This is a genomic window from Micromonospora sp. WMMC241, assembly GCF_027460165.1.
Classification (GTDB): domain Bacteria; phylum Actinomycetota; class Actinomycetes; order Mycobacteriales; family Micromonosporaceae; genus Micromonospora; species Micromonospora humi.
Map to the genome: position 1 here is coordinate 3,371,224 of NZ_JAPZBF010000001.1, position 26,638 is coordinate 3,397,861.

Sequence of the window (26,638 nt, forward strand, 5' to 3'; positions counted from 1 at the left end):
GTGCTCCGGTCTCCTTTCCTCCCCAGGTGTTGCGATGGCGGCCGGGACGGGCCGCCGGTCGTCGTGCGGCGCGGCGGTGCCGGCGACGGGACGGGGCCGCCGGCGCCGCCGCGGTTCAGGTCGATCGGGTACGCAGCCAGACCGCGGTGTCCGGGGGCAGCCGGTCGTCGTCGAGCGGCCCGCTGGCCAGCAGCAGGCGATCGTGCGCGGGCAGCGGAACCGCCTGGTCGCCGAGGTTGACCAGGCACGCGAATCCGGGTTCGCGGGCGAACGCGAGCATCCCCTCCGGCGCGGGCAGCCAGGTCAGCGCGCCGTCACCGAGTGCCGGCTCGGCGCGGCGCAGGGCAAGCGCGGCCCGGTACAGCTCCAGCATCGAGTGCGGGTCGCCGGTCTGGGCGCGGACCGTGCGGTCCTTCCAGTCCGCGGGCTGCGGCAGCCACGGCGCGGCCGTCGCGCCCTCGGGGCTGAACCCGAACGGCGGGTCGTCGCCCTGCCAGGGCAGCGGCACCCGGCAGCCGTCGCGGCCCGGGTCGACCCGCCCGGAGCGTTCCCACATCGGGTCCTGCCGCAGCGCGTACGGGATGTCCTCGACCTCCCACAGTCCCAGCTCCTCGCCCTGGTAGACGTAGGCGGCGCCGGGCAGCGCGAGGGAGAGCAGCGCGGCGGCCCGGGCCCGGCGGGTGCCCAGCTCCAGGTCGGTGGGGATGCCCTCGCGCTTGGCGGCGAAGCTGAACCTGGTGTCGGCCCGGCCGTAGCGGGTGACGTGCCGGGTGACGTCGTGGTTGGACAGCACCCAGGTGGCCGGGGCGCCGACCGGCGCGTGCGCGTCCAGCGTGCCGTCGATGCTCTCCCGCAGCGCGCCGGCGTCCCAGGCGCAGCCGAGGAAGTCGAAGTTGAACGCGGTGTGCAGCTCGTCCGGGCGCAGGTAGTGGGCGAAGCGCTGCCGGTCCGGCAGCCACACCTCGCCGACCAGCGCCCGCTCGCCCGGGTAGCTGTCGGCGATCCGCCGCCACGCCCGGTAGACGTCGTGCACGCCGTCCTGGTCGCGGAACGGGTGCGGCCGGTCCGGGTGGACCTCGGGCAGCGTGCCGTCCTTGACCAGCAGGCCGGCCGAGTCGATCCGGATGCCGTCCACGCCCCGGTCGAACCAGAACCGCAGGATGGCCTCGAACTCGGCGCGGACCCGGGGGTGGTCCCAGTTGAAGTCGGGCTGCTGCGGGGCGAACAGGTGCAGGTACCAGTCGCCGGGCGTGCCGTCCGGGTCGGTGGTGCGGGTCCAGGTCGGGCCGCCGAACTCGCCGGTCCAGTCGGTGGGTGGGAGGTCACCGCCGGGGCCGCGGCCGGCGCGGAACCAGAACAGCTCCCGCTCGGGCGCGTCCGGGCCGCCGGCCAGTGCCGCGCGGAACCACGGGTGCGCGTCCGAGCAGTGGTTGGGCACCACGTCGACGACGGTCCGGATGCCGACCGCGTGCGCCTCGGTGATCAGCGCCTCGACCTGGGCGAGCGTGCCGAAGACCGGGTCGATGTCGCGGTAGTCGGACACGTCGTATCCGGCGTCGGCCATCGGCGACGGGTACCAGGGGCTGTACCAGATCGCGTCGACGCCGAGCGCGGCGAGGTGGTCCAGGCGGGACCGGATGCCGGCGACGTCGCCGATCCCGTCGCCGTTGCCGTCGGCGAAGCTGCGCGGGTAGACCTGGTAGATCACCGCGGAGCGCCACCACGGGCTGCTGTCGACGATGGACACGGGCACCTGCTTTCTGCGGGTCGGTTCTGATGCGGCGGGCGGCGGCGACCGGTCAGCCCTTGAGGCCGCCGGTGGTCAGGCCGGCCATGATGTTCCGTTGGAAGATCAGGAACAGCACGACGGTGGGGATCGCGGCGATGACCGAGGCGGCGATCACCACGTTCATCGGAGTGCCGCCGGCGAACGCGTAGATGCCGACGCTGACCGTCCGGGTCTCCGGCGACGGCATGACCAGCTTCGGCCAGAGGAAGTCCTTCCAGACCGCGGTCACCGCGAAGATGGCGACCACGCCGAGGATCGGGCGGGACATCGGTAGGACGATCGACCAGAGGGTGCGCAGCGGCGAGGCGCCGTCCATCACCGCGGCCGACATCAGGTCCTCGGGGATCGAGTCGAAGAACCGCTTGAGCAGGAAGATGTTGAACGCGTTGGCGACCAGCGGCAGCCAGATCGCGAACGGCGAGTCGAGCAGGTTGACGTGCACGATCGGCAGGTCGATCACGGTCACGTACTGCGGGACGATCAGCACCATCGCCGGGATCATCAGCGTGGCCAGCATCATGGCGAGGATCAGCCCGCCCAGCACCGGGCGCAGCTTCGACAACGCGTATGCGGCGGCGGTGTCGAACACCAGCTGGAACAGCACCGCGCCGGTGGCGTAGTAGAACGTGTTGAACAGCAGCTTGGCCAGGTCCAGGTTGGTCCACGCGTCGACGTAGTTCTGTGGCTGCGGGTCGCGCGGGAACAGCGACGGCGGCGTCTGCGCGATCTCCTGGCCGCTCTTGAGCGCGCCGGTGACCATCCAGTAGAGCGGGCCGAGGAAGACCAGGGTGAACGCCAGCACCACGACGACGAGCACGGTCCAGTAGAGGAACCGGCCGCGACCGCGCCGCAGTTGCGCCGGTGAGATCAGGGTACGGGTGGTGGAGTCGACTGCCATGTCCTAGTCCTGTCTCGCGGTCAGTCGCACGTAGACGGCGGAGAACCCGGCCAGCACCACCAGCATGATCACGCCGAGCGCGGCGGCGCCGTTGAGGTCGTTCTGGAAGAACCCGTGCTGGTAGATCAGGTACGCCACCGAGGTCGCCGAGTCCTGCGTGCCGGCGCCGTTGGCGAGGATCAGCGGCTCGATGAAGAGCTGCATGGTGGCCACGATCTGGAGCATCGCCAGCAGCGCCAGGATCAGCCGGGTCTGCGGGATCGTCACGTGCACGATCCGCCGCCACACCCCGGCGCCGTCGATCTCGGCGGCCTCGTACAGCTCGCCGGGGATGTTCTGCAACGCGGCCAGGTAGATCAGCACGGCGCCGCCCATGTTCATCCAGGTCGACGCCAGCACCATGGCCGGCATCGTCATGGTCGGCGACTGCATCCACTCCGAGGTGGGCAGTCCGAGCGCGGTGAGGATCGCGTTGAACAGTCCCGCCTCGCTCGGGTCGTACGCGTAGAACTTGAACAGGAACAGCGCGGACGCCGGCGGCAGCATCACCGGCAGGTAGACCAGCACCCTCAGGTAGCCCTTGGCGTGGCGCAGCTCGTTGAGCAGGATCGCCACGAAGAACGGCACGGCGTAACCCAGCACCAGCGCCAGCCCGGTGAAGACGAACGTGTTCTTCCAGGCCGTCCAGAAGCTCGGGTCGGCGATGATCCGGGTGTAGTTGTCCCAGCCGACCCAGGTGGTCTCGCCGCGCCTGGTGCGCTGGAAGCTCATCACCACGCCGCGGACCATCGGATACCAGGAGAAGACGGCGAAGCACGCGACCGCGCCGATCAGGAACGTGTGCCCGGTGAGGTTGTCCCGTACCTTCCGGCCGAACCCGGCCCGACGCGACGCGGAACGCGGCGACGCGGGCGCGGGACGGGCGGGCCGGCGGGTGGCACCCGGGGCGGTGGTGAGCGCCAAGACGACTCCTGCGGTAGTGGGTGGGGGCCGGTGCGGCCGGCCCCCACCCCGGTCGGGTCAGCTGCCGGCGGCGAGGAGCTGGTTGACCTTGTCCTCGGCGGTCTTGAGCAGGGCGTCGATGTTCGCGTTCGGGTTGGTCAGCACCCCGGACATCGCGGCGTCGAGCACCGCGTAGATGGCCTGGGCGTTGCGCGGCTCACCCTTGATCGGCACCGGGTTCGCCTCGAAGACCGCGAAGTTGGCGGTGTCCACGTTGGCGTTGGCCTTGCGCAGCTCCAGTTCCTGCTTCTGCGCGTCGCTGCCGCCTGCGAACAGCAGCGGCTGGGGCAGGCCCACCGGGTAGTTCTGCGGCTTGGCCCGGGCGTAGTCGAACTGGCCCTTGCCCGGGGTGAGCTTCTGGTAGGCGATCCACTTCAGACCGGCCTTGACCTGTTCCGGGCTCAGGCCCTTCTTGAAGAAGTAGCCCTCGCCGCCGCCGAGCGTCGCCTTCGCCTGCCCGTCCTGACCGGGCAGCGGGCCCATGGCCCAGTCCTGGTACTTGCCCTGGAACTGCGTGACGATCGCCTGGGTGGCGTCGGGCGCGCCGATGAACATGCCGACCTTGCCGGCACCGGCGTTGGTCAGCAGGTCACCCCACTGCAGGAGCTGGCGGCTGCCCATGCTGTTGTCGCCGTAGCGCATGTTCTTGAGGTTCTGCAGGACCTGCTTGCCCATCGGGTTGTTGAAGTCGGCCTTCTTGCCGTCGGCGCTCAGCACCTGACCGCCCTGCGAGTAGAGCAGCGAGGTGAAGTGCCAGCCGCCGGTGTTGCCGGCGCTGTACTCGGAGTAGCCGGCGACGCCGCCGCCGAGCGCGGAGATCTTCTTGGCCGCGGCGCGCACCTCCGGCCACGTCTTCGGCGGGTTGGCCGCGTCGAGCCCGGCGCGCTGGAACAGCGCCTTGTTGTAGACCAGGCCCATCGAGTAGTTCTTCACCGGGATCCCGTAGAGCTTGCCGCCGTCGGTGAAGACCTCCTTGAGCGCGGGGTCGACGCTGTCCCAGGTGCCGATGGTGTCCTTGGTGGCGTACTCGGTGATGTCCATCGCCTGGCCGGAGTCCAGCACCTGCTGCAGGTCGGTCATGTAGCCGTAGAACACGTCGGTGACGGTGCCGCCGGCGAGGCGGGCGGTGAAGTCCGGCGGGTTGTTGCACTGCTCGCCGACGCTGACGCTCTTCACCACGATGGTGGGGTTCTGCCGCTGGAACTCGGCGACGTCGTCGTTCCAGTTCTTCAGCAGCTCCTTCTGCGCGCCGACCGGCTGGCAGTCGACAGTGATGGTGACCTTGCCGCCGGCGTCGGCGGAGTCGTCGCTCTTGGTGGAACACGCCGCGAGGCTGAGCCCGAGGCCGGCCGCGAGCGCCGCCGCCGCGAGCTTCCGGTACTGCGGTACGGACATCTGTCCATCCCTTCGGGAACGGGAGTATCGATGAATGTCAGTGAGTGCGGGAACCGCTGGTGAGTGGAGTCAATGTAGCGACGCGGACTCTTCACAGCAAGGTTTCGACCTCATGACGAAAGAACACGACTTTGCAACGGCTGATCACGACGGTAGGTCAGGAGCACACGAAAAGGCCGCCGACCGCGGGGGCGGTCGACGGCCGGGTGGCGCGCGGGATCAGGTACGGGGAGCGGGGGCGGTGGAGCCGCGGACCACCAACTCGGGTTCGAAGAGCAGCTCGTCGCGCAGCACGCCGGCCCCCTCGATCTGGGTGACCAGCAGGTCGACCGCGGCCTGCCCCATCGTCTCGATCGGCTGCCGCACCGTGGTCAACGGCGGGTCGGTGCAGGTCATGAACGCCGAGTCGTCGAAGCCCACCACCGACACGTCGGCGGGCACCGCGCGACCGAGCCGCCGGGCGGCCCGGATCGTGCCCAACGCCAGCACGTCGCTGGCGCAGACGATGCCGGTCACGCCGCGTTCGATCAGTTTTGTGGCGGCGACCCTTGCGCCCTCCATGGAGAAGCTGGAGCGCTCGACGTAGCTGCGGTCCTCGCCCCAGTCGGCGGCCCGGACCATGGCGTCCAGCTTGCGCCGCGACGGCACGTGGTCCTCCGGGCCGAGCACCATGCCGATCATTTCGTGCCCGAGCGAGCGCAGGTGCCCGTAGGCCTGCTCGACGGCGACCGCGTCGTCGGTGGACACCCGCGGGAAGCCCAGCTCCTCGACGCCGGCGTTGACCAGCACGACGGGCAGGCCCCGGTCGATCAGGCGCCGGTAGTGCTCGTGCGAGGCGTCGGCCAGCGCGTACGAGCCGCCGGCGAAGATGACGCCGCTGACCTGGTGGTCCAGCAGCATCTCCACGTAGCCGGACTCCGGCACGCCGCCGATGGTGCGGGCGCACAGCGCCGGGGTGAAACCCCGTTGGGCGAGAGAGCCGGTGACCACCTCGGCCAACGCCGGGAAGATCGGGTTCTGCAACTCCGGCAGGACCAACCCGACCAGCCGGGCGCGTTCGCCGCGCAGCTTCGTCGGGCGCTCGTAGCCGAGCACGTCGAGCGCGGTCAGCACCGCCGTCCGGGTCGCCTCGGACACGCCGACCCGACCGTTGAGCACCCGACTCACGGTCGCCTCGCTGACACCCGCCTTGCGGGCCACCTCCGTCAAGCGCTTCGTCACGGCGGCAATCGTACGTCAGATTCTTGCAAGAAATGAACAGCAGATCGGCGCCAATCCTGCCGTCGGACCGGCCAACAGTGTCGAAAGATTCGGGCATATTGATGCTTGAATGACGACAGAGTTCAGGAATAACATGGCCGCCACCGTTCCCTCCCCCGAGAAAGTGGGTGCTCCGATGCAGCGGAGCGTTCCCGGCCCGGCGGGCCGTCCGTCCGTACCGAAGCTCCTCGCCGCCGCGGTCGCCGCCGCCGCCCTGGCCGTCCCGACCGCCGGCGTCGCCGCGGCGTCGCCGGCCGGCCCGGCGGTCCCGGCGACCCGGGCCGCGCTCGACCCGGCGCTGGTCGACGGCCGCGGCGCCCGCGTCGACTACCTCGAGCAGGAGGCCGAGCACGCCCGGACCACCGGCGCCGTCATCGGCCCCGACCGCTCGGCCTACACCCTGGCCGGCGAGGCCTCCGGCCGCCGCGCCGTGCGCCTGCTCCCCGGCCAGTACGTCGAGTTCACGCTGCCCCGCACCACAAACGCGCTCACCGTGCGGTACAGCATCCCGGACGCGCCGGGCGGCGGTGGCATCACCGCGCCGCTGCGGGTCGCCGTCGGCCACGCGCCCGCGCGAACCATGACGCTCACCTCGCAGTACGCCTGGCTCTACAACCAGTACCCGTTCACCAACGACCCGGACGCCGACCTGCTGCACCCGGACTGGTGGATCACCGAGTGCTCCTGCGTGCCGGCGGCCACCACACCCACGCCGGCGATCAGCAAGCCGTTCCGGCCGCACCACTTCTACGACGAACAGCGGATGCTGCTCGGCCGGACCCACCGGGCCGGCGAGGTGGTCCGGCTGACCGCGCCCGCCGGTACGGCCGCCGCCTGGACCGTCATCGACCTGCTGGACTCGCATCTGGTCGCGCCGCCCCGGGTGCTCCCCCACGCGCTGAACGTGTTGGCCTTCGGCGCCGACCCGACCGGCCGCCGCGAGTCCGCCGACGCGTTCGCCCGTGCCGTGGCGCACGCCCGGCGGGTACATCGTCCGCTCTACCTGCCGCCGGGCACCTACCAGGTCAACCGGCACATCGTCGTGGACGACGTGACGATCGCCGGCGCCGGCAGCTGGTACACAGTGGTGAAGGGACGCGAGGTCGCCCTGGACACCCCCGCACCCGACGGCTCCCGGCACACCGGCGTCGGCTTCTACGGCCGCGACGCCGCCGACGGCGGCAGCCGCGACGTGCACCTCTCCGGCTTCGCGGTCGAGGGCGACGTCCGCGAGCGGATCGACACCGACCAGGTCAACGGCGTCGGTGGCGCGCTCAGCCACAGCACGATCGACGGCCTCTACCTGCACCACACCAAGGTCGGCATGTGGTTCGACGGGCCGATGACCGACCTGCGGGTCACCAACACGGTGATCGCCGACCAGATCGCCGACGGGCTGAACCTCCACACCGGCGTCACCCGGTCGTCGGTCACCAACTCCGTGGTGCGCAACAGCGGCGACGACGCGCTGGCCATGTGGTCGGAGGGCACCGCGAACGCGTCGAACACGTTCGCGTACAACACGGTGCAGTCGCCGGTGCTGGCCAACGGCATCGCGCTCTACGGCGGCGCCGACCTGACCGTGGCGCACAACCTGATCGCCGACCCGGTCCGCGAGGGCAGCGCCATCCACGTCGGCGCCCGCTTCGGCGCGGAGCCGTTCGCCGGCCGGATCCGGATCACCGGCAACACCACGGTCCGGGCCGGCACCTACGACCTCAACTGGAACATCGGCCTCGGCGCGATCTGGTTCTACGCCCTGGACCGCAGCATCGACGCCGACGTCCAGGTGGTCGGCGACGCCTATCTGGACAACACCTACAACGCGATCATGCTGGTCAGCGACTGGCCGGTGAAGGACAGCGTCCGCATCGACAACGTCGCCTTCCGCGACATCCGGGTCGACGGGACCGGCACCTCGGTCGTCAGCGCCCGATCGGCCGGCGGGGCGAGCTTCTCCGACGTCGACGCGCGCAACGTGGGGGCGGTCGGGGTCAACAACTGCGGCTCGTTCCACTTCACGCCGGCTGGCTCGGAGTTCCGGCTGACCGACCTCGGCGGCAACGACGGCGGCTGGTTGGCCCCGTGGCTGCTGCCCAACACCATCACCTGCGACGACCGACCGCCGGTGGCGCCGCCGCCCCCGCCCGCCCCCTGGTGACCCGGGGCCCGGCCGGGCCTGCGGGCCGAGCCGGACCACCGACCGGACCGACACGGAAACCCGCGGAGCGTAAAGGGAATCGAGATCAGCCTCGGCCGGAGGTGCCCCTACGGTCCACGGTCAGGTGGAGTTCACCGCAGGGGCACGGTCGACCACGCCCATCTGAGCCAGTTCAGTGGCCTGGGCGGGCCACCGGGATCAGCCCGTGGTGCAGGAACGGATCTGGGCTCTGGCGCCGCTGTTGCCGTTCATCATCGTGGTGAAGCCGAAGGTGTTGCCGCTGCCGTTGGACCGCATCGTCATGACGTAACCGGTGTTGTCCCAACTGGGCGAGCCGTTCCAGGTAGTGACGATCCGCTGCGGCGCGGTCACCGCCACTACCACGGTCCAGTTGCTGGCCCCCTGAACCGTCACCGAGGTGTTGTACCGGTCACCCCAGACGTTGGGGGTCGTCGCCGTCGCTGTGCACCCGCCGGTGGGCGGTGGAGTGGTCGGCGTGCCGGTCGGCGGCGGAGTGGTCGGCGGTGGAGTGCCGTCCGGGGCCACCGCTCGGCCGGTGCTCGGTGAAATCATGCCCGGGCAGAGGTTGCGGCTGCTCAGGTTGGCCACGATCTGCGGAATCGCGTCGCGGGTGTTCTGAATGCCGTCGTGCATCAGGATCACCTGGCCGTCCTGGAGACGGCTGGCGTTGGAGACGATCTGGCTGACGCTGGCGCCGTTCCAGTCCTGGGAGTCGACGTCCCAGATCACCTGGCGCAGGCCGAGCGACGCGGCGACCGACTGGAGGGTCGAGTTGGTCTCCCCGTAGGGCGGGCGGAACAACTGCGGCCGCACGCCGGTCGCCGACTGGATCGCCGAGCTGGTCTGGGAGAGGTCCGACTGCATCTGGCTCTGGCTCATCGAGGTCATGTGCGCGTGGTTCCAACTGTGGTTGCCCACCCACATGCCCGCGTCGACCTGGGCCCGCGCGGCGGACTGGTTGCTCTGCACGTTCTGCCCGACGTTGAACATGGTCGCCCGTACGCCGTTCGCGCGCAGCACGGACAGCAGTGCGCTGGTGCTGCCGGTCGGCCCGTCGTCGAAAGTGAGGCCGACGTACCCGTTGCAGGTGGCGGCGCTGGACGGAGTGGCGGCGACCGCGAGACCGGCGGCACTCAGCGCCACGGTGGAGGCGAGCACGGCCATCCGGACGGTGAGACGCGATGTTCGGGGAGCGGACGGGCGGCGGCCGCCGATGCTGGCGTACATGAGCAGGTCCTCCTTGGGACGGGTGGCACCTGACGACGCTGGGTTAATCGACAGAAGTTGATGCCACAGCGTTCGGAGTATTGCAGCGGCGTTTCGGACACGTCAATGATTCTTCCGGAAGTTTTCCGGAAAGGACTGGCTGGCCGAACCGCGTCCGTGCTGGCACGCGTAAGGTGGTGACGCTGGAGTCCGCGTCGCGGTGGCGACCACGTCGGACCATGTCACTGGCTCATCGTGCGCCGGCCGCCGCTGAGTGGCATGCAGCTTGCCGACGCGCACCGCCGGTTCGGGCGTCTCCCCGGTACGCAGACGGTCTGCACCACGACCGCGCCGACTCCCGCCGCCCGGGCCTCGGCGGCGAGATGGCAGCCGAGAAGGCGCGAGCGAGCGGGGCGAGGGCCGCACCGGTGATCCCGGGCTGCGGTCGGAGCGGCGAGTTCCCCGACGTGGTGCGTCGATGATCCCGTCGGCGGCCTCAGCTCCCACACCGCCGTCGACTGGTCAGGCACCAGCGACGTTCCAGCGACGTTCGCCACTCAGTCGACAGCTCGGGGTGGCGTCTCCGCCGAGCCGGGGCCGGCGATGTCGGCCGGGAGCGGCCCGAGTTGGAAAGACGCGACCGCCACCGGCGGGGCCGGTGGCGGTCGGGACGCGTGCGTGAGAAGGGGCCCCGCCTATACCGCAGGCGTTAAGAGGGGGCCCCTCCTTACTTCTCAGACCTCGGTGAGCTGGCCGCGCAGCTTGGTGAGCGCACGGGCGAGCAGTCGCGACACGTGCATCTGCGAGACGCCGACCCGGGTGGCGATCTCGCTCTGGGTCAGGTTGCCGTAGAAGCGGAGCGTGAGGATCTTCTGCTCGCGCTCGTCGAGCGTGGCCAGCGCCGGGCCGAGCGAGGCGCGCAGGTCGGCCAGCTCGTACTCGTTGTCCTCGGTGCCGAGGGTGTCGCCCAGCTCGGTGGCGCTGTCGCCGTCGCCGATCGGGGTGGAGAGCGAGACCGCGTTGTAGGCGCGGGCGCCCTCCAGGCCCTCCAGCACCTCTTCCTCGGTGACGTCGAGGTGGGTGGCGATGTCGGCGACGGTCGGGGCCCGGTTGAGCGTCTGGGTCAGCGTGCTGTTCGCCTCGGAGATGCGCAGCCGCAGCTCCTGGAGGCGGCGCGGAACCCGGATGTTCCAGGTGCGGTCGCGGAAGTGCCGCTTGATCTCGCCGAGGATGGTCGGGATGGCGAAGCCGGCGAAGTCGACGCCGCGCGAGGCATCGAACCGGTCCACGGCCTTGATCAGGCCCAGCGCCGCGGTCTGCGCGAGGTCGCCGGCCGGCTCGCCGCGACCGCTGTAGCGGGCGGCCAGGTGGTTGGCCAGCGGCAGCCACGCCTCGATGACCTGGTTGCGCAGGGCGGCCCGCCGGGGGTGGTCCGCCGGCAGTTCGGCGAGCGCCGCGATCAGCTCGCTGGCGCGGTTCTCCTCACCGGTCTGCGGCGCGCGGTGCACCTCGGTGACGGACGGTGCCATGGTCATCGTGGTCATGCTGCCCTTCCTGTCCTCAGAGAACGGGGTGGACTCCCACACCGGTTCGTGCCAGTGACACTAGACCAAAAGTCACCGGCAAATCAACCGAACGGCCGATGGATGTTTAATCCCAAAACCGGACATAGAGCAGGCACGACTCGGAAAAAGGCGGTCAGCGGGGCATCAGCGGCCGGTAGTCGGCGGCGGTGAGCGGCAGCGCCGAGACGCTTCCGTCGGCGCGCGGCACCTCCAACGGCTGGCCGTCGCGCCGGAACGCCACGCTGTCCACGTCCGGGCGCTGGGTGAGGCTGCACACGATCTGGCCGAAGGCCAGCACCTCGTCGTTGCGGCGGGCTTCCTGCCCGGCCTGCCGCACGTCGATGGTGGCGACGTTGCCGGTCATCGTCGCCCCGGCCACCACCACGGTGCCCGGCAGTGCGGTGGCCAGCCCGCTGCGGCGCTCCGCGCTGTCCGGCCCGGCCAGCAGGTGCTGCAGGTGGGCGTCCACCCCGGGCAGGCCGTCGACCCGGCGTTTGACCACCGCCAGCCCTTCGTCCCGCACGAAGCAGAACGGCTCACCCACCCGCCCGTCCGGATCGGCGGTGGACGTGCCCGCCGGCGTCGGGAAGCGGCCGGGCGGTTCCCGCACCAGCCGGGGCTCGTCATCGACCGGGACGCCGCACCCGGCCAGCAGGACGACCGCGAGCAGCGCCGGAACCAGTCGCCGGTTCATCGGACCGCCCCCGGCAGTTCGACCCGGAACCGCGCGCCCGGGCGCCGGTCCCGCACCGTGGCCGTCCCGCCGTGCGCCGCGGCGTGCTGGGCCACCAGGGCCAGCCCCAGGCCGGTGCCGTCGGTGCCGGCCCGGGCGTGCGCCGCCCGGCCCCGGACGAACCGGTCGAAGATGGCTTCCCGGTCCGCCGCCGGCACACCCGGCCCGTCGTCGTCGACCTCCACCACGCCCACTCCGTCCGCCGCGTCGAGGCGGACGGCGACCGGCCCGCCGCCGTAGCGCTCGGCGTTCTCCAGCAGGTTCAACAGGACCTGGGCGAGCCGGCGCCGGTCGACCCACCACTGGTGCGGGACCCCGTCGCCGACCCGCACCAGATCCTCCGGCAACGACCGTTCCCGGCAGGCGGCCCGCGCCAGCTCGTCCACGTCGACCGTCTCGCGGTGCGCCGGCTGCTCGGTGCGGGCGAGCTGGATCAGGTCGTCGACCAGGCGCTGGAAGCGGGCCACCTCGTCGGCGACCAGGCCGGCCGCGGTCGCGGTGCGCTCGTCCTGGTGCTCCTTGCGACGGTTCAGCACGCTGGCCGCCGCGGCCAGCGTCTGCAGCGGAGAGCGCAGCTCGTGGCTGACGTCGGCGGCGAAGCGACGGTCCCGGTCGATCCGCTGCACGAGCTTGTCCACCATCTCGTTGAACGAGCTGGACAGCCGGGTGAGGTCCGGGTCGGTGGTCGGGTCGAGCCGGGTCGCGAAGTCGCCGGCGGCGATCCGCTCGGCGGCGTCGGCGACCGCGGTGAGCGGCCGCAGGCTGTTGCGGGTGGCGTACCAGCCCAGCGCCGCGCCGGCTCCGGCGATCATGATGGCGACCGCGGTCAGCGCCAGCCCGACCACCTGGAACGTGTCCTCCACCTCGCGCAGCGAGGTCAGCTCGTAGTAGCCCAGCTCACCCGGGAGCGGGACGCCGACCAGCAGCGTCGGCTGACCGTCGAGGCGGATCCGTTGCACGGCGGGCTGGCCCTCGGCGACCACGCGTTGCAGCTCCGCCGGCACCGAGCTGGCGCCCACGTCCGCGGTGCGGGCGTACCAGCCGGTGCGCAGGTGCAGCAACGGGCGCCGGGCGCTGCCGGTGTCCAGCGAGCGCAGCACGGCCACCACGTCCGGGGTGCCGGTGTCCAGGCCGGAGCGGACCACCGCGGCGTCGTAGTACGCGGCCCGGACCGCGGCGCGCTCACGCTCGTCGAGCAGCGAGCGGCGGGTCAGGTCGTACGAGAAGAGGGCCATCAGCGCGGCGAGCAGCAGCGCCCCGATGGCGAACGCGGCGGTGACCCTGGCACGCAGTCCCGGTCGGCTCATCGCTGCAGCTTGTATCCGAGGCCACGGAGGGTGACCAGGTGGCGGGGATTGGCCGGGTCCGACTCGATCTTCTGTCGCAGCCGGCCCACGTGTACGTCGACCAGCCGCTCGTCGCCGGTCTCGTACCCCCACACCCGGCTCAGCAACTGCTGGCGGGACAGCACCCGGCCGGCGTGCTCGGCCAGCTCGCAGAGCAGCCGGAACTCGGTGCGGGTCACCGGCACCGGCTGGCCCGAGCGGCGTACCTCGCCGGCCTCGGCGCTGATCTCCAGGTCGCCGAAGAACTGGGCGGGCGCGGGGCCGGCGACGGTGCGTACCCGCCGGCGCAGGGCCCGCAGCCGGGCCGAGAGTTCCTTGATCGCGACCGGCTTGACCACGTAGTCGTCGGCGCCGGCCTCCAGCGCGGCGACGATGTCGTGGGTGTCGTCGCGGGCGCTGATCACCACGACCGGCACGTCGTCGTCGCGTCGCAGCTGACGGATGCAGTCGAAGCCGTTCATGCCGGGCAGCATCAGGTCGACCAGCACGTAGTCGGCCGGGTTCTCCCGCTGCTGGCGCAGCCCTTCCTCCGCGGTCGCCGCCCCGCCGGCGTCGTAGCCCTCCTCCTCCAGGGCGAGCTGCAGCGCGAGCCGGATACGGTCGTCGTCCTCGATCACCAGTACGGCCGTCATATGGGCATCATGACCGGCCAACCACGGGTCGCCCAATCGCGCCGGCCGCTCACGGTTTTTGTCATCGAACCGTCATCCAACCGTCCGGTGACCTCCAAGGTCGGCGCACAGAGTGGGGAGCGCCCTCCGCACCCGTCCCGGAAGCGACCCGATGACCAGCACCCTGCCGTCCTCCCCGCCGGACTCCACCGTGCCGCACGTGCGCGTGGAGATCACCGATGAGCTGGACCTCGACGGGCTGCCCGAGGTCGCGCACGTGCTCGACCAGGTCCTCGCGCTGCGTCCCCGGGAGGTGACGATCGACCTCGCCGGGTGCCGTCACGTGGACGCCGCCGCGATCGCGCTGCTGTTGGACGTGCACCGTCGCCTGAGCCGACGTGACGGGACTCTCACCCTGAGCAACCCGCACCCCCGGATCCGGCGCATCCTCGACACCGCCGGGGTCGGCGCGACAGTGCCCGTCGTCGACTCGCCCCGCGCGCCCGTCCGCGGCCGGGCCCGGGTCACGTCCGGCCCGCGCTGAGGAGGAGTGGTGACCGTCAGCACGCTCGTCGGGGCGCTGGTCGTCGGGCTCGCGATCGGCGCGGTGGGCCGCCTCGTGATCCCGGGTCGCAAGGCGGCCCCGATCTGGCTGACCCTGGCGCTCGGCGTGGCCGCCGCGCTGCTCGGCGCGATCGTGACCGGGCAGGTCGACCGCCGCCCGACCGGGTCACCGCTGCTGCCCCTGCTGGTGCAGTCCGGCTTCGCCGCCGTGGCGGTCATCCTGGCGGTACTCGCCGCCGGACGGTCGACGGCGGACCCGCAGGCGCCCTCCGACCGGGGCGCCCGGCGGAAGGAGGAGGTGTGACGGTCGTACCGGCGGAACACCTGATGATGCTCATCTGCGACGGCTGCGGCGACAGTGTCACCGGCCCGGGCACCACCCTCCCCGACGCGGAGGTGGTGTGGACGCTGGTCTTCGAGCACGACTGGGTCGGCTCGCCCTTCGCCTCCGGGCCGCACCACTGCCCCCGGTGCAGCGTCCGCGCGGCGGTCGCCGACGACGGCCTGGGCATGGACGACCTGGAGCAGGTCCGCGGCCCGCGGGCCGCCCCGGAGGAGGCCTCCGCCGAGGCGGTACGCCGGGCGCTGGCCGACCGGCTCGTCCGGGACGACCGGGTGCTGGTCGACCTCGCCGAGCTGGAGGTGATCGACTCCGCCGGCCTCGGCCTGCTGGTCCGCGCGCACCAGGAGGCGCGACGCGACGGCCGGCAGCTCTGCCTGGTGGCGCCGTCGCGCTTCGTGCTCACCGTGCTGCACACCATGCGTCTCGACGGCGTCTTCGGCGTCGTCGACGACCGCGCCCCGGCGTCGGGCGTCGCGCCCGGCGGGCGGTCATGACCGTAGAAGAAGGAGCCTCCCCCGTGATGATGCCCTGGCCGTACCCCGAGTTCCCGTTCACCGGCGGGCCGGAGCCCGACGACGCGGACGTGCGGCTCTCCTCGCTGGTCGCCCAGCGGCTGAGCGCCGACTGGACCACCCGGCGGCAGCAGATCACGGTGACCGTGCAGAACCGGGTGGTGATCCTCGCCGGGCTGGTGGCCGATCCGGAGACCCGCCGGGTCGCCGCGGAGCTGGCCTGGGACGTGCCGGGCGTGTTCGACGTGTGCAACGCGGTGCGGCTGTACGGGGGGCGGCGCGGTCGGCGCTGAGCCCATCGACGGCGGTTGCACGTATCGGCATCCGCCTCTACCCTCGGCGTGGGAGCGCTCCCCTGTGCGCCACGTCGGACTTTCCGGGCAGGTTGACGACGGGCACCGTCCGATCATCACCCATCAGATGGGACCTTCCCGCATGTTCTCGATCCCCCGACCGTCCCGGCGGCACCTGCTCGTCGGCGGCGCAGTCGGCGCGCTCGCCCTGGCGGCGACGGCCGTCCTGCCGACGACGAACGCGATGGCGGCGACCGGCTGCGCCGTCACCTACACCACCAACTCCTGGCAGGGCGGCTTCACCGCCAACCTGACGATCAAGAACCTCGGCGACCCGGTGAACAACTGGACGCTGGGCTTCACCTTCCCGGACGGGGGCCAGCGGCTGGTGCAGGGCTGGTCGGCCACCTGGCAGCAGAGCGGCTCCGCGGTCACCGGGCGCAGCCTGGACTACAACGGATCACTCGGCACCGGGGCCAGCACCACCGTCGGCTTCAACGGGTCGTGGACCGGGTCGAACCCGAACCCGACCTCGTTCACGCTCAACGGCACGGTCTGCACCGGCGGCACCACCACGCCGACGACGCCCGGCACGCCACCGACCACCACTCCCCCGCCGACCACGCCACCGCCGCCGACCGGCACCACGCCGGTGGCGATCAACGGGCAGCTGCGGGTCTGCGGCGTCAACCTCTGCAACCAGTACGGCAAGCCGATCCAACTGCGCGGCATGAGCACCCACGGGTTGCAGTGGTTCGCCAACTGCTACACCGACACGTCGCTCACCGCGCTGGCCGACGACTGGCAGGCCGACCTGCTGCGCATCTCGATGTACGTGCAGGAGAAGGGCTACGAGACGAACCCGACCGCCTTCACCAACCAGGTGAACACGCTCGTCGACAAGGCCGAGGCGCGGGGCATGTACGCGCTGATCGACTTCCACACGCTGACGCCCGGCGACCCGATGTACAACCTGGACCGGGCGAAGACGTTCTTCGCGAACGTGGCCTCGCGCAACGCCGCCAAGAAGAACGTGATCTACGAGATCACCAACGAGCCCAACGGGGTGAGCTGGTCGACCATCCGCAGCTACGCCGAGCAGGTGATCCCGGTGATCCGGGCCGCCGACCCGGACGCGGTGGTCATCGTCGGCACCCGGGGCTGGTCCTCACTGGGCGTGTCCGAGGGCGGCAACTCCGACGAGATCGTCAACAACCCGGTCCGGGCCGAGAACATCATGTACACGTTCCACTTCTACGCCGCGTCGCACAAGGACAACTACCGCAACGAGGTGCAGCGGGCCGCCTCCCGGCTGCCGCTGTTCGTCACCGAGTTCGGCACGGTCACCTACACCGGTGACGGCGCGGTCGACACGGCCAGCAGCAACGCCTGGCTGGATCTGCTCGACCGGCTGAAGATCAGCTACGCGAACTGGACGTTCTCCGACGCGGCCGAGGGCAGCGCGGCGCTGCGCCCGGGCACCTGCGCGGCGGGCACGTTCACCGGCCCCTCGGTGCTCACCGAGTCCGGCACGTACATGCGCGACCGGATCCGCACCCCGGACAACTTCCCCACCTCCTGACCGGGCGGCCGGCGGCGACCCTCCCCCCTTCGGGTCGCCGCCGGCCCGCCCCCGCCTCAGGACGCGATCAGCCCGGAGCGCCGCCACAGCACGCGGCCCGGACCGGCGATCAGACCGAGGTCGGCCAGGTGCTCGGCGATCCGCTGGGCGGACCAGCGCAGGGTGGCCTGCCAGTGCGGGTTGCTCCGGGCCGCGGCCAGGCCGACCGCCGGCGCGATGCCGACCGCCGCGTACGCCCGCGGGTTCACCAGCCGCCGGCTGATCGAGTGCGCGGCCCGGCCGATCACCAACCGGGCGTAGCCCAGCGCGACCGGGCCGGCCGCCTCGACCTGGCGGGCCAACTCGTCGCGGGCGAACCGGACGTGCCGGGCCTCCTCCACCACGTGGATCCGGGACACCATGCGGATCAGCGGCTGCACCGACTCGTCGGCCATCGCCTCGCGCTGGAACGAGTCGAGGATCTCCTCGGCGATCAGGATGGACGCGTACATCTGCGGGCCGGTGGCGGTGGCCTTGAGCCAGCGGCCGAGCAGGTGGTCGACCGGGTCGGCGCGGTAGACCGGGCACCCCATCGCCTCGATGAGCCGGCCGAACATGATGGAGTGCCGGCACTCGTCGGCGACCTCGGTGAGCGCGTACTGGGCGTGCCGGCTGGTCGGGTCCGCGTCGTAGTAGTGCCGGATCAGCATCTGCATGAGGATCGTCTCGAACCACAGGCCGGCGCTGGCCGCGCCGGCCACCTCGTGCTTGGTCAGCTCGATCCGCTGGTCTTCGGTCATCGCCTCCCACAGCGACGTGCCGTAGAGGCTGCTGCGTCGCGGCGGCATCCAGTAGGCGCCCGGCACCGGGGGCGCCGACCAGTCGAGGTCCACCAGCGGGTCGTAGCTGGTCCGCACCGAGGCGGTGAGCAGGCGGTCGGCGACCGCCTCGCGGGGGAATCCGGCCGGCGTCCGCTCCATGACCCCTCCAGGTTGACGTAACTTCAGGTAACTGTTACGAGTGGTAGCATGCGACGCACCTCCACCGATGTCAATGGCTCCGACGGGCCGACGGAGCCACCGCGCAGCGGCCGGCGCGACCGCTGGGCCGAGCATCGCGAGCAACGCCGGCACGAGCTGATCGGCGCGGCCGTGCAGGCGCTGCTGCGGCACGGCCCCGCCGTCGACATGGACCAGGTGGCGGCCACGGCCGGGGTGAGCAAACCGGTGCTCTACCGCTACTTCGCCGACCGGGCGCAACTCTGGCTCGCGGTCAGCGAGGTGGTCGCGGCGCGCGTGGTGGACGCCATCGCCCCCGCCGTGGCCCAGGTACGCGAGGAACGGGCGCTGGTCGAGGCGACCATCGACGCCTACCTGAGCGTGATCGAGTCCGAGCCGACGCTCTACCGTTTCCTGGTGCACGAGGCCGGCCACCCCGGCATCCAGCAGGTGGTCACCGGCACCAGCCGGCAGGTCGCCACCGGGCTGGCCCGGGTGATCGGCGACCGGCTGCGGACGCTCGGCCTCGACGCCGGCCCGGCCGAGCCGTGGGCGTACGGGCTGGTGGGTTTCGTGCAGGCGGTCGGCGACTGGTGGACCACGCACGGGCAGCCGATCCGCCGGGAGGCGCTCACCGACTACCTGACCACGCTGCTGTGGAGCGGCATCGAGGGGGTCCGGCGCGGCGCCGACCTGCCGCCGGAACTGACCCGCGCGCACGAGCGGATCGAGCCGTGACCTGGCAGGGGCCGGCCGAGGTGGCCGGCACCCCGGTGCGGCTGCACGCCGCCGGCCGGTGGGAGCCGGTCGACGGCCGCTACCACTGGGCCGGGCGGATCGAGCCGGAGCCCCGGGTGGCACGGCTGCTGCGCGCCGGCCGGCGCGACGTCGAGGTCCGGATCGGCGACCGGGTCGCCCCCGCCCGGCTCACCGAGGTCGACCCGTGGGGCGGCGTGCGGATCACCGGCGTCGGCCCGCCACCCTGGGTGTGAGGAGGGGGCCCTTTTAACAGACGGGTGTTAAAAAGGGGCCCCTCCTTACACTTGGATCATGATCGCCACCGTGCTGCTCGTCTTCGGTCGCGGAGTGGTGGCCGACGGCGGCGGCTACCGGCTCACCGCCGAGAGCGTCGCCCGCACCCGGGCCGCGATCGGGTACGTCCGCGCCCACGCGGCCGAGTTCCGGGCCGCGCCCGACGCGCGCGTGGTCTTCACCGGCGGCTGGCCGCACGGTCCGGCCGGCGCGCCCGACCCGCCGGCGCAGCACCGCGAGGGCGAGCTGATGCGGGCCCTCGCCCGCGACGCCGGCCTCGACGCGTACGCCCGGCTGGACGCCGAGACCCGCTCCCGCACCACGCTGCAGAACCTCGCACTCACCGTCCAGGACGGACTGCTCGACGCGGCCCGGTTCACCCCGGCGCACCCGCTCGGGCTGGTCTCCCACCCGTGGCACCTGCCCCGGATCCGGCTGCTCGCCCGCCGCGCTCTCGGGCTGCGCGGCGCCGACCTGTTGGACGTGCCGGTGACCGGTCCGGATCCGGTGCCGGCCCGGCGGGAGCGGGCGGCCCGGGTCGCCTGTCGGCTCGGCTACCTCGGCCTGCGTACCCCGGAGTCGCTGTTGCGGCGCGAGCGCGGGCTGACCCGCGCCGCGCACCGGGTCGAGCGGCTTCTCGGCGGTCGCTGACCACGGTGGATTCGCGGACCGGCCCCGGGGGTACGACGGTCCGCGATCGACCCGGCGGGCCGTGCCGGCGGGCGACACCACCCCGGGAGGTTCCGTGATCGTGCTGGTGCCGGTGTACCGGCCGGGTGACCGGCTGCCGCCGCTCGTCACCGACCTCGCCGCCGCGGTGCCCGGGGCGTCCCTGCTGGTCGTCGACGACGGCAGCGGCCCGTCCGCCACCGCGGTGCTCGATGCGGCCCGCGCCCGGGGCGCCACCGTGCTGCGCCGCCGGGTCAACCGGGGCAAGGGCGTGGTGCTGCGCACCGGTTTCCGGTACGCCACGACGCACCGCCCGGGCGACGGCGTGGTGTGCGTGGACGCGGACGGCCAGCACGAGGTGTCCGACGTTGTTCGGGTGGCCGAGCGGATGCGCGACACCGGGGCGCAGACGCTGGGTGTGCGCCGCTTCGACGGCGAGGTGCCGGCCCGCAGCCGGTTCGGCAACGCGGCGACCCGGGCGGCGTTCCGGCTGGCCACCGGCCGCGACGTGCGGGACACCCAGACCGGCCTGCGCGCCTACCCGGCCGGGCTGCTGAGCTGGCTCGCCACCATTCCCGGCGACCGTTTCGAGTACGAGATGAACGTGCTGCTGGAGTCGGCCCGGGACGGGCTTCCGATCGAGCAGGTCGACATCGCCACCCGCTACCACGCCGGCAACTCCGGCTCGCACTTCTCGGCGCTGGCCGACTCGGTGCGGATCTACCGGCCGCTGGTCGGCTTCGCCGCCGCCCGGGTGTTCTCCCCCGGGCGGCGGCGGGCCGGGTCAGGGGTAGCTGACCACGTTGACCGGGACCGTGGCGGTGCCCTGCGCGGCGGCGCCGGTGTCGTTGACGACGTGGGTGATCGACCCGTTGCCGCCCAGTGAGACGGTGAGCAGGTCGTGGAACCGCACGCCGGAGCGGGTCGGCGCCTCGAAGGCGTGGTAGGCGGCGATGGTCGGGTCCACGTTGAAGTAGCAGTAGCTGCCCATCCCCCAGCCCTCGAACGAGGTGACGCTGTCGGCGACCTTGAACGCCGCGTAGCCGACCCGTGAGCCGTTGGTCCAGGCGGCCGCGTTCGGCGGGTCGTACGGCAGCTCGTTCTGGAAGAAGATGGTCCGCCCGTTCTCGCCGTTCCAGATCACCTCGTGTTTCTGGTAGTGCTCGACGAACAGACCGAGCGCGGTGACGTTGTCGCCGTTGACGATCAGGCCGGTGTCGGCGGTGTTCACGGTCCAGCCGATGCCGGTGCCGTGGTCGCCGCGCCAGGCCCAGATGTGGTCGATCAGGGCGTCGTCCTGGTTGACCACCAGGCTGGTGGTGGCCTTGCCGGCGTGGGCGCCGCCGATGCGGAAGAAGACGTCCTGGATCGAGGTGGGGTTCGCGGCGTGGCGCGCGCTCGACCCGGCCGGGCCGACCTGGAGCAGCACCGGCGAGTTCACCGCGCCGGCGTCGAACAGCAGCCCGGCCAGGCGGACCCCGTCGACGTCGGCGACCGTCATCGGCACCACGCCGTTCTGCGGCACCAGCGTCGGGTAGCCGATGCCGAGGACCACGGTGCCGGGCCGGTTCACCGCGATGGTCTGGTCGACGGCGTACACGCCGGGGGTGAACAGCAGGTTGAGCCCCTGGGTCAGGGCGGCGTTGATGGTGGCGGCCGAGTCGCCGGGCCTGGCGACGTAGAACTGGCTCAGCGGGATCGACGTGCCCGCCGTCGACCCGCCCAGCCAGGACGCCCCGCTGGCGTTGGTGCGGGTGGACGGGACGAACACCTGGTAGGCGCCGGCGGCGTCGAGGTAGAGGTAGGGCACGTCGCGGCTGACCGGGGTCTGCGCCAGCGTGGTGTACGGCGGGTTGGGGAAGCTGGTGGCGGGCGCGCCGACCACGCCGGAGTTGGTCACGTTCCAGACCGCGTTGAGGTAGCCGCCCACGTTGCTGTCGCGGGTGTACCACTGCTGCTGCGAGTAGGGCTGGACGATGCCGGTCACCCGGCTGTCCGCGATGTAGCCGCCGCTGGCCCAGCCGTAGCCGTTCGGGGCCAGGTTGAGGTCGCCCTGGATGTCCATCCGGCGGAACGGCGCGGCCTGCGACACCGCCCAGCGGGTGAACCCGGCGGACGGGAAGACCTGCATGTTCGACGCGGAGCGCCAGAAGTTCTGAGTGGCGTTGCCGTTGAACCAACCGGCGTCCACCGTGACGTCGCCGTGGATCCGCACGTCGCCGGGGTTCCGGCCGAGCCCCATGATCGAGGTGTAGAAGCCGATCTGCGCGTTGATGCCGGAGTAGTCGCCCGGCTTGAACATCAGCGCGTACCGCTGGGTGCCGAACTGGTTCGACTCCTGGGTCCGGAAGACGGTGTCGAGCTGGCCCTGGATGGTGGCGGCGGACATCGACGGGTCGAACGTGATGACGTTGGGCCCGAGCGGCCCGCCGCCCGGGATCGTGCCGCCGCCGGTGGTGTTGACGGCGACCTCCCACAGCGAGTAGCCGTAGCCGGTGGCCCGCGCGGTGCCGTACACCCGCAGGTATCGGCCGGTGCCGGTGACGGTCACCGTGTCGGTGCCGCCGTCGCCGGTGGTGGTGCCGTACACGGTGGTCCAGGTGGCGCCGTCGGTCGAGGTCTGGATCTGGTACGCCCGCGCGTACGCGGCCTCCCAGCTCAGCACCACCCGGCAGACGGTGCGCACGCTGCCCAGGTCGATCCGGAGCCACTGCGGGTCGGCGGCGGCGCTGGCCCAGCGGGTGCCCGGGTTGCCGTCGACGGCGGCGGAGGCGGGGGTCCCGGCGTTCTCGGTCGACGAGGCGGTGGCCGGGCGGCCCTGCGCCGCGTTGGTCGCGGTGTCGCAGCCGCTGCCGCCGCCGGTGCTGCCGTAGACCTGGAACTCCCAGAGCGAGTAGCCGTAGCCGGTGGCCCGCGCGGTGCCGTACACCCGCACGTAGCGGCCGGTGCCGCTGACCGTCAGGTCGTCGGTGCCGCCGTCGCCGCTGGTGGTGCTGAACACGGTGGTCCAGGTGGCGCCATCGGTCGAGGTCTGCACCTGGTACGCCCGCGCGTACGCGCCCTCCCAGGCCAGGCTGACCCGGGAGACGGCGGCGGTGGCGCCGAGGTCGACCTGGATCCACTGCGGATCGGCGAACGCGCTCGACCAGCGGGTGCCGGCGTCGCCGTCGGTGGCGTTGGACGCCGGGGTGCCGGCGTTCTCGGTGGACGAGGCGGTGGTGGGCCGGCCCTGCGACAGCAGCGGGTCGGCGGCCCGGGCCGGGCCGGGCGGCGCGACCAGCGCCACGGCGGCGAGCAGGGCGGTCAGCGCGGCGAGCAGCGGCCGGCGGCGTCTGGACGGTACGGGTGACATGGGCATCTCCGGGACGGGTGGAGTGCGGGTCGGGGATTCCGGGCGTGTCGTGGTGTCTGCCCGTGCGCAGGACCCTCCCGGTACGCAGTGGCGTATGTCAATTCCCGCGGCACCGCTCCACCGCTTTTTTCGCGCCTTGTGAAAAGTCCGGAACTAAGACCGCCGGCAGCAGGTGTCACGTGGGGCATCGGGCGGTGGGGCGAGCGTCCACCGGTAGAGGGTTCGGGCTCGGCGGATGAGTTGACGTACCGTGACGAGGGCGGCTGCCAGGTAGAGGCCGCCCTTGCCCCGGTCGACCGGGGATCGGCCCGCCCGCCGCCCACCGTCGGGCGCCTTGGTGAGCGCACCGCCGACGGCCTGGTCCTGCTTGACCTCCGACGGCCGGTGGGCAGGTCAGCGGCTGAGCGAGATCCAGTAGCGGCGGACCCGGACGTGCCCGGTGTCGAGGATTCCCTGGAACACGCCGCCCTGGCTCTCGATGGTGCGCGCCGAGGCGAGGTTGTCCTCCAGGCAGGGAATGAGCACCCGGTGCAGACCCAGCACGGTGCGGGCCTCGCGGAGCATCTCGCCCAGGGCCCAGCTCGCCAGGCCGCGGCGGCGCGCGGAGGGACGTACGCCGTAGCCGATCTGGCCCAGGTCGTCGTCCTGCCAGTGCCGCATCGCGATGCCCCCGAGCACCTGCCCGTCCTCGACGATCCACCGGCACGAGGCGTGCCGCTCGTCGGGGCACGGCGCCCCGGCCCCGTGGTCGAGCCGGAGACGTCGCCGCACCCAGTCGGCGAAGCCGTCGGGCGAGTCCAGGTCGTCTTCGGGGCCGATGCCGAAGCCGTCCTCGTGCAGACCGGGTCCCCAGTCGTCGCGGCAGTCCTGGAAGGCGGCATACAGGCTGGTGGTGGGCGATATCAGAGTTGGCATGCGAGCCACCGTAGCCACGGTCCGGGCCTTCGGCGATCCCCTCGAATCTACTGTGGATCATGCCCGCAGGCCGTCTCTGCCTTCGGCGAGGTCATTCGCTTGGGAGGAGTACGCGCGCGCTCGCCCGGGCGGTTCCCGGGGGCCTCAGGGTGGGTGAGTGGCCACTTGCGAGGCAGCGCACCCCGGCGCGCGAGGGCTGAGCATGAGCGAGGTCAGTGATCTGCATCACAAACGCCGGACACGTGCCGGACGTACGCGGCAGCGCCGCACCGCCCGCGACGCGACGGGGTGGCGTGTCGTCGGTTGACGGTCAGCAGGGCCACGGTCCCGGCGACTGGCAGGATTCCGGCGAACTCGCTGTCCAGGAGCCAGAAGACCTGTACCACCAGCAGTTCCATCATCAGAGCAACCTCGAACAGGTTGGTTGCTGACCGGCCACGCCTCGAGCGCCACAGCCCGAGGACCGCGAGCACGAACGCGGTGGACGCGAACGTCGCATAGATGACGTTGGGCAGGTTCGGATCCCGGGACAGCAGCACGAGCGGGCGACCCAGCGAGAAGAGGGTGAACAACGCGATCGCTGGTGCGGTCCAGCGGCGAAGCAACGGCCGTCGGCAGAAGTCGGCAAGCGCCGCCCGCCACTGCTCGCGGATGCGCGTCGGCCATTCACCGCCCGTCGGCGAGCCGGCGTGGCCATCTGCCGTCCGCTGCGCCGCGTTGACGAGTCGCTCCCGTTCGCTCAGGGGCCGGCGGTTGACACCGAGCCTTACTACGGCGTAGGTCGCGACGAAAACGGCGTAGATGATGGCGGCGACGGGTTCATAGAAGTAGTTGTTGTCGGCGGTGAGAAATTTGCCGACCTCGTCGATGAACAAGCCGAAGCCGGCTCCGGCCACGACAGCGGCGGCATTTCTCACCGCGATGCCGAGGAACAGCATGGACATCAGGTGGGCGGCGAGCATCCCGAGGCCGCCCCACAGCACGTGCGCGACGTGCAGTCCTCCGCCGCCGACCCGCGGATAGCCGGTCATATGCAGGAACGCCCGGGTCACCAGGATGGTGAGCACCGCCGCGACGAGAAACAGCGTGAACCGGTCCGCGCCGCCCTCGTCCCGGACCGGTCGACGGGTCCGGGACGGGTTGTCGGAGGCTATGGACGCGGGCATGGTCACCCCCTCATCCTGGCCCGTGGCCAGGCCCCCGGGCATCCGGAGGAACTCCCCGACCTTTCCCCATGCCACCCACTAGGGGAGCCCCACCGCGGCCGCTGCCGGATCGGGAACTCGGCGAGGAAAGTGTGCTGCTACGACGAACGGAGAAGGTCATCGACGCGTACTTCGACCCGCCGACGCGATCATCACCATTCGTAGCCTGATCCGACGCGAGATGGATCCGCCGCCGGCGGGACAGCCGCTCCGAATGTCGCCGATGAACACCACCCTTCCGCGCGACTTCTAACTGTCCGAGCCGGCACGGTGACGTACCTCGGCGAGCATCTCGTCGACGGAGCCGGCCGGATCGGTGATCGGGAACTGCACCGCCCGCACCACGGCCGACGGGTCGACCAGCAGGGTGAGCCGCTTGAACCGGACCACTCCGCCGGCGCGGAAGGTGGGCAGCAGCAGTCCGGCGGCGAGGCGGGCGTCCTCGTCGGCGAGCAGCGGATACGGCAGCCGGGCGTGCGCGGCGAACGCGGCCAGCTGGTCGGGGCGCTGGGTGCTGACGCCGCGCACCTCCGCCCCGGCTACCCGGAACGACGGGTGGCGGTCGGCGTACGTGCGAGACTCCAGCGTGCAACCGACGGCGCCGGGGATGTCCGCCCAGGCCGGCGGCAGGCCGGGCGCACCCGGCGCGAAGGCGCCCGGGAACAGGTAGAGCACTGTCCACCGGCCGGGCACGGCGGGCGCCTCCACGGCGCCGTCGTGCCGGGTCAGCTCCAGCGGGGGCAGCCGCCGGCCGACGAGACGGTGCATCCGGCGCGCCTCGGCCGAGCCGGCGTCGGCGGTGCCGGTCAACGCGCCGTCGCCCATCACGTGCCGGGTCCCCCAGTCCTGGAGCGCCACCAGCACCGGCAGCAGGCCCTCGCCCTTGGCGGTCAGCAGGTAGTCGTGGCGCGGAGGGTGCAGTGAGTAGGGCTCGCGCCGCAACACGCCCTGGGCGACCAGGCCACCGAGCCGTTCGGTGAGCGCGCGCCGACTGACCCCCAGCTCGCGCTGCACGGCGTCGAACCGGGTCGTGCCGCCGGCGATCTCGCGGACGATCAGCACCGCCCACCAGTCGCCGAGCACGCCGAGCGCCTGCGCGATGCCGCAGTCCGCATCCTCGAGTCCAGCCCGCTTCACACGTCACCCCCACGACGACTATAGTCCGTTCCAGATTGGAACTCACTGGCTCGGATCGGGGGTTGGCGGC

General features: G+C 72.0%; 25 protein-coding genes and 1 pseudogene. 10 read left to right on the forward strand and 16 right to left on the reverse strand.

The genetic code is table 11. The features are described from left to right. Window positions 1-115 precede the first annotated feature (115 nt). The 5 genes from O7598_RS15600 to O7598_RS15620 all read right to left on the reverse strand — a co-directional run bounded on the left by O7598_RS15600 (window position 116) and on the right by O7598_RS15620 (window position 6,305). The gene (locus tag O7598_RS15600) at window positions 116-1,741 is read right to left on the reverse strand and encodes a glycoside hydrolase family 13 protein (protein ID WP_269694875.1); all 1,626 of its coding nucleotides are present in this window, start codon (window positions 1,739-1,741) and stop codon (window positions 116-118) included. Window positions 1,742-1,799: 58 nt separating this feature from the next. Then, a complete protein-coding gene (locus O7598_RS15605; protein ID WP_269692076.1) occupies window positions 1,800-2,687 on the reverse strand; it encodes a carbohydrate ABC transporter permease in 888 nt (295 codons plus the stop codon). Window positions 2,688-2,690: 3 nt separating this feature from the next. Further along, entirely contained in the window at window positions 2,691-3,650 is a 960-nt protein-coding gene (locus O7598_RS15610; RefSeq protein ID WP_269692077.1) for a carbohydrate ABC transporter permease, read from the reverse strand. A gap of 57 nt (window positions 3,651-3,707) precedes the next feature. After that, window positions 3,708-5,084 (reverse strand): ABC transporter substrate-binding protein, encoded by a 1,377-nt coding sequence (locus O7598_RS15615; protein WP_269692078.1) that lies wholly within the window; start codon window positions 5,082-5,084, stop codon window positions 3,708-3,710. A gap of 219 nt (window positions 5,085-5,303) precedes the next feature. Continuing rightward, complete coding sequence (locus O7598_RS15620) at window positions 5,304-6,305, reverse strand: LacI family DNA-binding transcriptional regulator (RefSeq protein WP_269692079.1); 1,002 nt, start codon at window positions 6,303-6,305, stop codon at window positions 5,304-5,306. Between the two features lie 175 nt (window positions 6,306-6,480). On the opposite strand from O7598_RS15620, the gene O7598_RS15625 reads away from it, so the two are divergent. Then, window positions 6,481-8,505: a glycosyl hydrolase family 28-related protein gene (locus tag O7598_RS15625; RefSeq protein WP_269692080.1), complete on the forward strand. Its 2,025-nt coding sequence runs from the start codon at window positions 6,481-6,483 to the stop codon at window positions 8,503-8,505. Between the two features lie 198 nt (window positions 8,506-8,703). Here O7598_RS15625 and O7598_RS15630 read toward each other — a convergent pair whose 3' ends face one another. The 5 genes from O7598_RS15630 to O7598_RS15650 all read right to left on the reverse strand — a co-directional run bounded on the left by O7598_RS15630 (window position 8,704) and on the right by O7598_RS15650 (window position 14,008). Continuing rightward, window positions 8,704-9,753: a polysaccharide deacetylase family protein gene (locus O7598_RS15630; RefSeq protein WP_269692081.1), complete on the reverse strand. Its 1,050-nt coding sequence runs from the start codon at window positions 9,751-9,753 to the stop codon at window positions 8,704-8,706. 713 nt (window positions 9,754-10,466) lie between these two features. Beyond that, a complete protein-coding gene (locus O7598_RS15635; protein ID WP_269692082.1) occupies window positions 10,467-11,276 on the reverse strand; it encodes a SigB/SigF/SigG family RNA polymerase sigma factor in 810 nt (269 codons plus the stop codon). Window positions 11,277-11,430: 154 nt separating this feature from the next. Then, window positions 11,431-11,991 (reverse strand): GerMN domain-containing protein, encoded by a 561-nt coding sequence (locus tag O7598_RS15640; protein ID WP_269692083.1) that lies wholly within the window; start codon window positions 11,989-11,991, stop codon window positions 11,431-11,433. Beyond that, window positions 11,988-13,337 (reverse strand): HAMP domain-containing sensor histidine kinase, encoded by a 1,350-nt coding sequence (locus tag O7598_RS15645; RefSeq protein ID WP_269692084.1) that lies wholly within the window; start codon window positions 13,335-13,337, stop codon window positions 11,988-11,990. Before O7598_RS15645 ends, O7598_RS15640 begins: the two co-directional genes overlap by 4 nt. Then, window positions 13,334-14,008: a response regulator transcription factor gene (locus O7598_RS15650; protein WP_091058015.1), complete on the reverse strand. Its 675-nt coding sequence runs from the start codon at window positions 14,006-14,008 to the stop codon at window positions 13,334-13,336. Before O7598_RS15650 ends, O7598_RS15645 begins: the two co-directional genes overlap by 4 nt. Before the next feature lie 151 nt (window positions 14,009-14,159). On the opposite strand from O7598_RS15650, the gene O7598_RS15655 reads away from it, so the two are divergent. The 5 genes from O7598_RS15655 (at window position 14,160) to O7598_RS15675 (ending at window position 17,281) form a co-directional block, all read left to right on the forward strand. Beyond that, complete coding sequence (locus tag O7598_RS15655; protein ID WP_269692085.1) at window positions 14,160-14,531, forward strand: STAS domain-containing protein; 372 nt, start codon at window positions 14,160-14,162, stop codon at window positions 14,529-14,531. Between the two features lie 9 nt (window positions 14,532-14,540). Then, entirely contained in the window at window positions 14,541-14,855 is a 315-nt protein-coding gene (locus O7598_RS15660; protein ID WP_269692086.1) for a hypothetical protein, read from the forward strand. Continuing rightward, complete coding sequence (locus O7598_RS15665; RefSeq protein WP_269692087.1) at window positions 14,852-15,388, forward strand: STAS domain-containing protein; 537 nt, start codon at window positions 14,852-14,854, stop codon at window positions 15,386-15,388. The genes O7598_RS15660 and O7598_RS15665 overlap by 4 nt, the downstream gene beginning before the upstream one ends. Before the next feature lie 23 nt (window positions 15,389-15,411). Then, entirely contained in the window at window positions 15,412-15,699 is a 288-nt protein-coding gene (locus O7598_RS15670; RefSeq protein WP_091058026.1) for a BON domain-containing protein, read from the forward strand. Window positions 15,700-15,841: 142 nt separating this feature from the next. After that, a complete protein-coding gene (locus O7598_RS15675; protein WP_269694876.1) occupies window positions 15,842-17,281 on the forward strand; it encodes a cellulase family glycosylhydrolase in 1,440 nt (479 codons plus the stop codon). A gap of 56 nt (window positions 17,282-17,337) precedes the next feature. On the opposite strand, the gene O7598_RS15680 is transcribed toward O7598_RS15675, so the two are convergent. Continuing rightward, window positions 17,338-18,240, reverse strand: coding sequence for an AurF N-oxygenase family protein (locus O7598_RS15680; protein WP_269692088.1), 903 nt, complete (start codon window positions 18,238-18,240; stop codon window positions 17,338-17,340). 48 nt (window positions 18,241-18,288) lie between these two features. Here O7598_RS15680 and O7598_RS15685 point away from each other — a divergent pair, with 48 nt between their 5' ends. The 4 genes from O7598_RS15685 to O7598_RS15700 all read left to right on the forward strand — a co-directional run bounded on the left by O7598_RS15685 (window position 18,289) and on the right by O7598_RS15700 (window position 20,845). Beyond that, window positions 18,289-18,996, forward strand: a complete 708-nt coding sequence (locus tag O7598_RS15685) for a TetR/AcrR family transcriptional regulator (protein WP_269692089.1) — start codon at window positions 18,289-18,291, stop codon at window positions 18,994-18,996. After that, the gene (locus O7598_RS15690; RefSeq protein WP_269692090.1) at window positions 18,993-19,250 is read left to right on the forward strand and encodes a DUF4873 domain-containing protein; all 258 of its coding nucleotides are present in this window, start codon (window positions 18,993-18,995) and stop codon (window positions 19,248-19,250) included. Before O7598_RS15685 ends, O7598_RS15690 begins: the two co-directional genes overlap by 4 nt. Window positions 19,251-19,308: 58 nt before the next feature. Beyond that, window positions 19,309-19,941: a YdcF family protein gene (locus tag O7598_RS15695; RefSeq protein WP_269692091.1), complete on the forward strand. Its 633-nt coding sequence runs from the start codon at window positions 19,309-19,311 to the stop codon at window positions 19,939-19,941. A 94-nt stretch (window positions 19,942-20,035) separates the two neighbouring features. Then, the gene (locus O7598_RS15700; protein ID WP_269692092.1) at window positions 20,036-20,845 is read left to right on the forward strand and encodes a glycosyltransferase family 2 protein; all 810 of its coding nucleotides are present in this window, start codon (window positions 20,036-20,038) and stop codon (window positions 20,843-20,845) included. On the opposite strand, the gene O7598_RS15705 is transcribed toward O7598_RS15700, so the two are convergent. From O7598_RS15705 to O7598_RS15725, 5 genes and pseudogenes are all read right to left on the reverse strand, one after another. Continuing rightward, a complete protein-coding gene (locus O7598_RS15705) occupies window positions 20,744-23,311 on the reverse strand; it encodes a discoidin domain-containing protein (RefSeq protein WP_269692093.1) in 2,568 nt (855 codons plus the stop codon). The genes O7598_RS15700 and O7598_RS15705 overlap by 102 nt on opposite strands. Window positions 23,312-23,464: 153 nt before the next feature. Beyond that, window positions 23,465-23,668: pseudogene (locus tag O7598_RS31455) on the reverse strand (hypothetical protein); the annotation flags it as partial. Between the two features lie 36 nt (window positions 23,669-23,704). Continuing rightward, window positions 23,705-24,226, reverse strand: a complete 522-nt coding sequence (locus tag O7598_RS15715; RefSeq protein WP_269692094.1) for a GNAT family N-acetyltransferase — start codon at window positions 24,224-24,226, stop codon at window positions 23,705-23,707. A 212-nt stretch (window positions 24,227-24,438) separates the two neighbouring features. Further along, window positions 24,439-25,398, reverse strand: coding sequence for a hypothetical protein (locus O7598_RS15720; RefSeq protein WP_269692095.1), 960 nt, complete (start codon window positions 25,396-25,398; stop codon window positions 24,439-24,441). A 282-nt stretch (window positions 25,399-25,680) separates the two neighbouring features. Next, on the reverse strand, window positions 25,681-26,568 hold the full coding sequence (locus tag O7598_RS15725; protein WP_269692096.1) for a winged helix-turn-helix transcriptional regulator: 888 nt from the start codon (window positions 26,566-26,568) through the stop codon (window positions 25,681-25,683). Window positions 26,569-26,638: the final 70 nt, after the last annotated feature.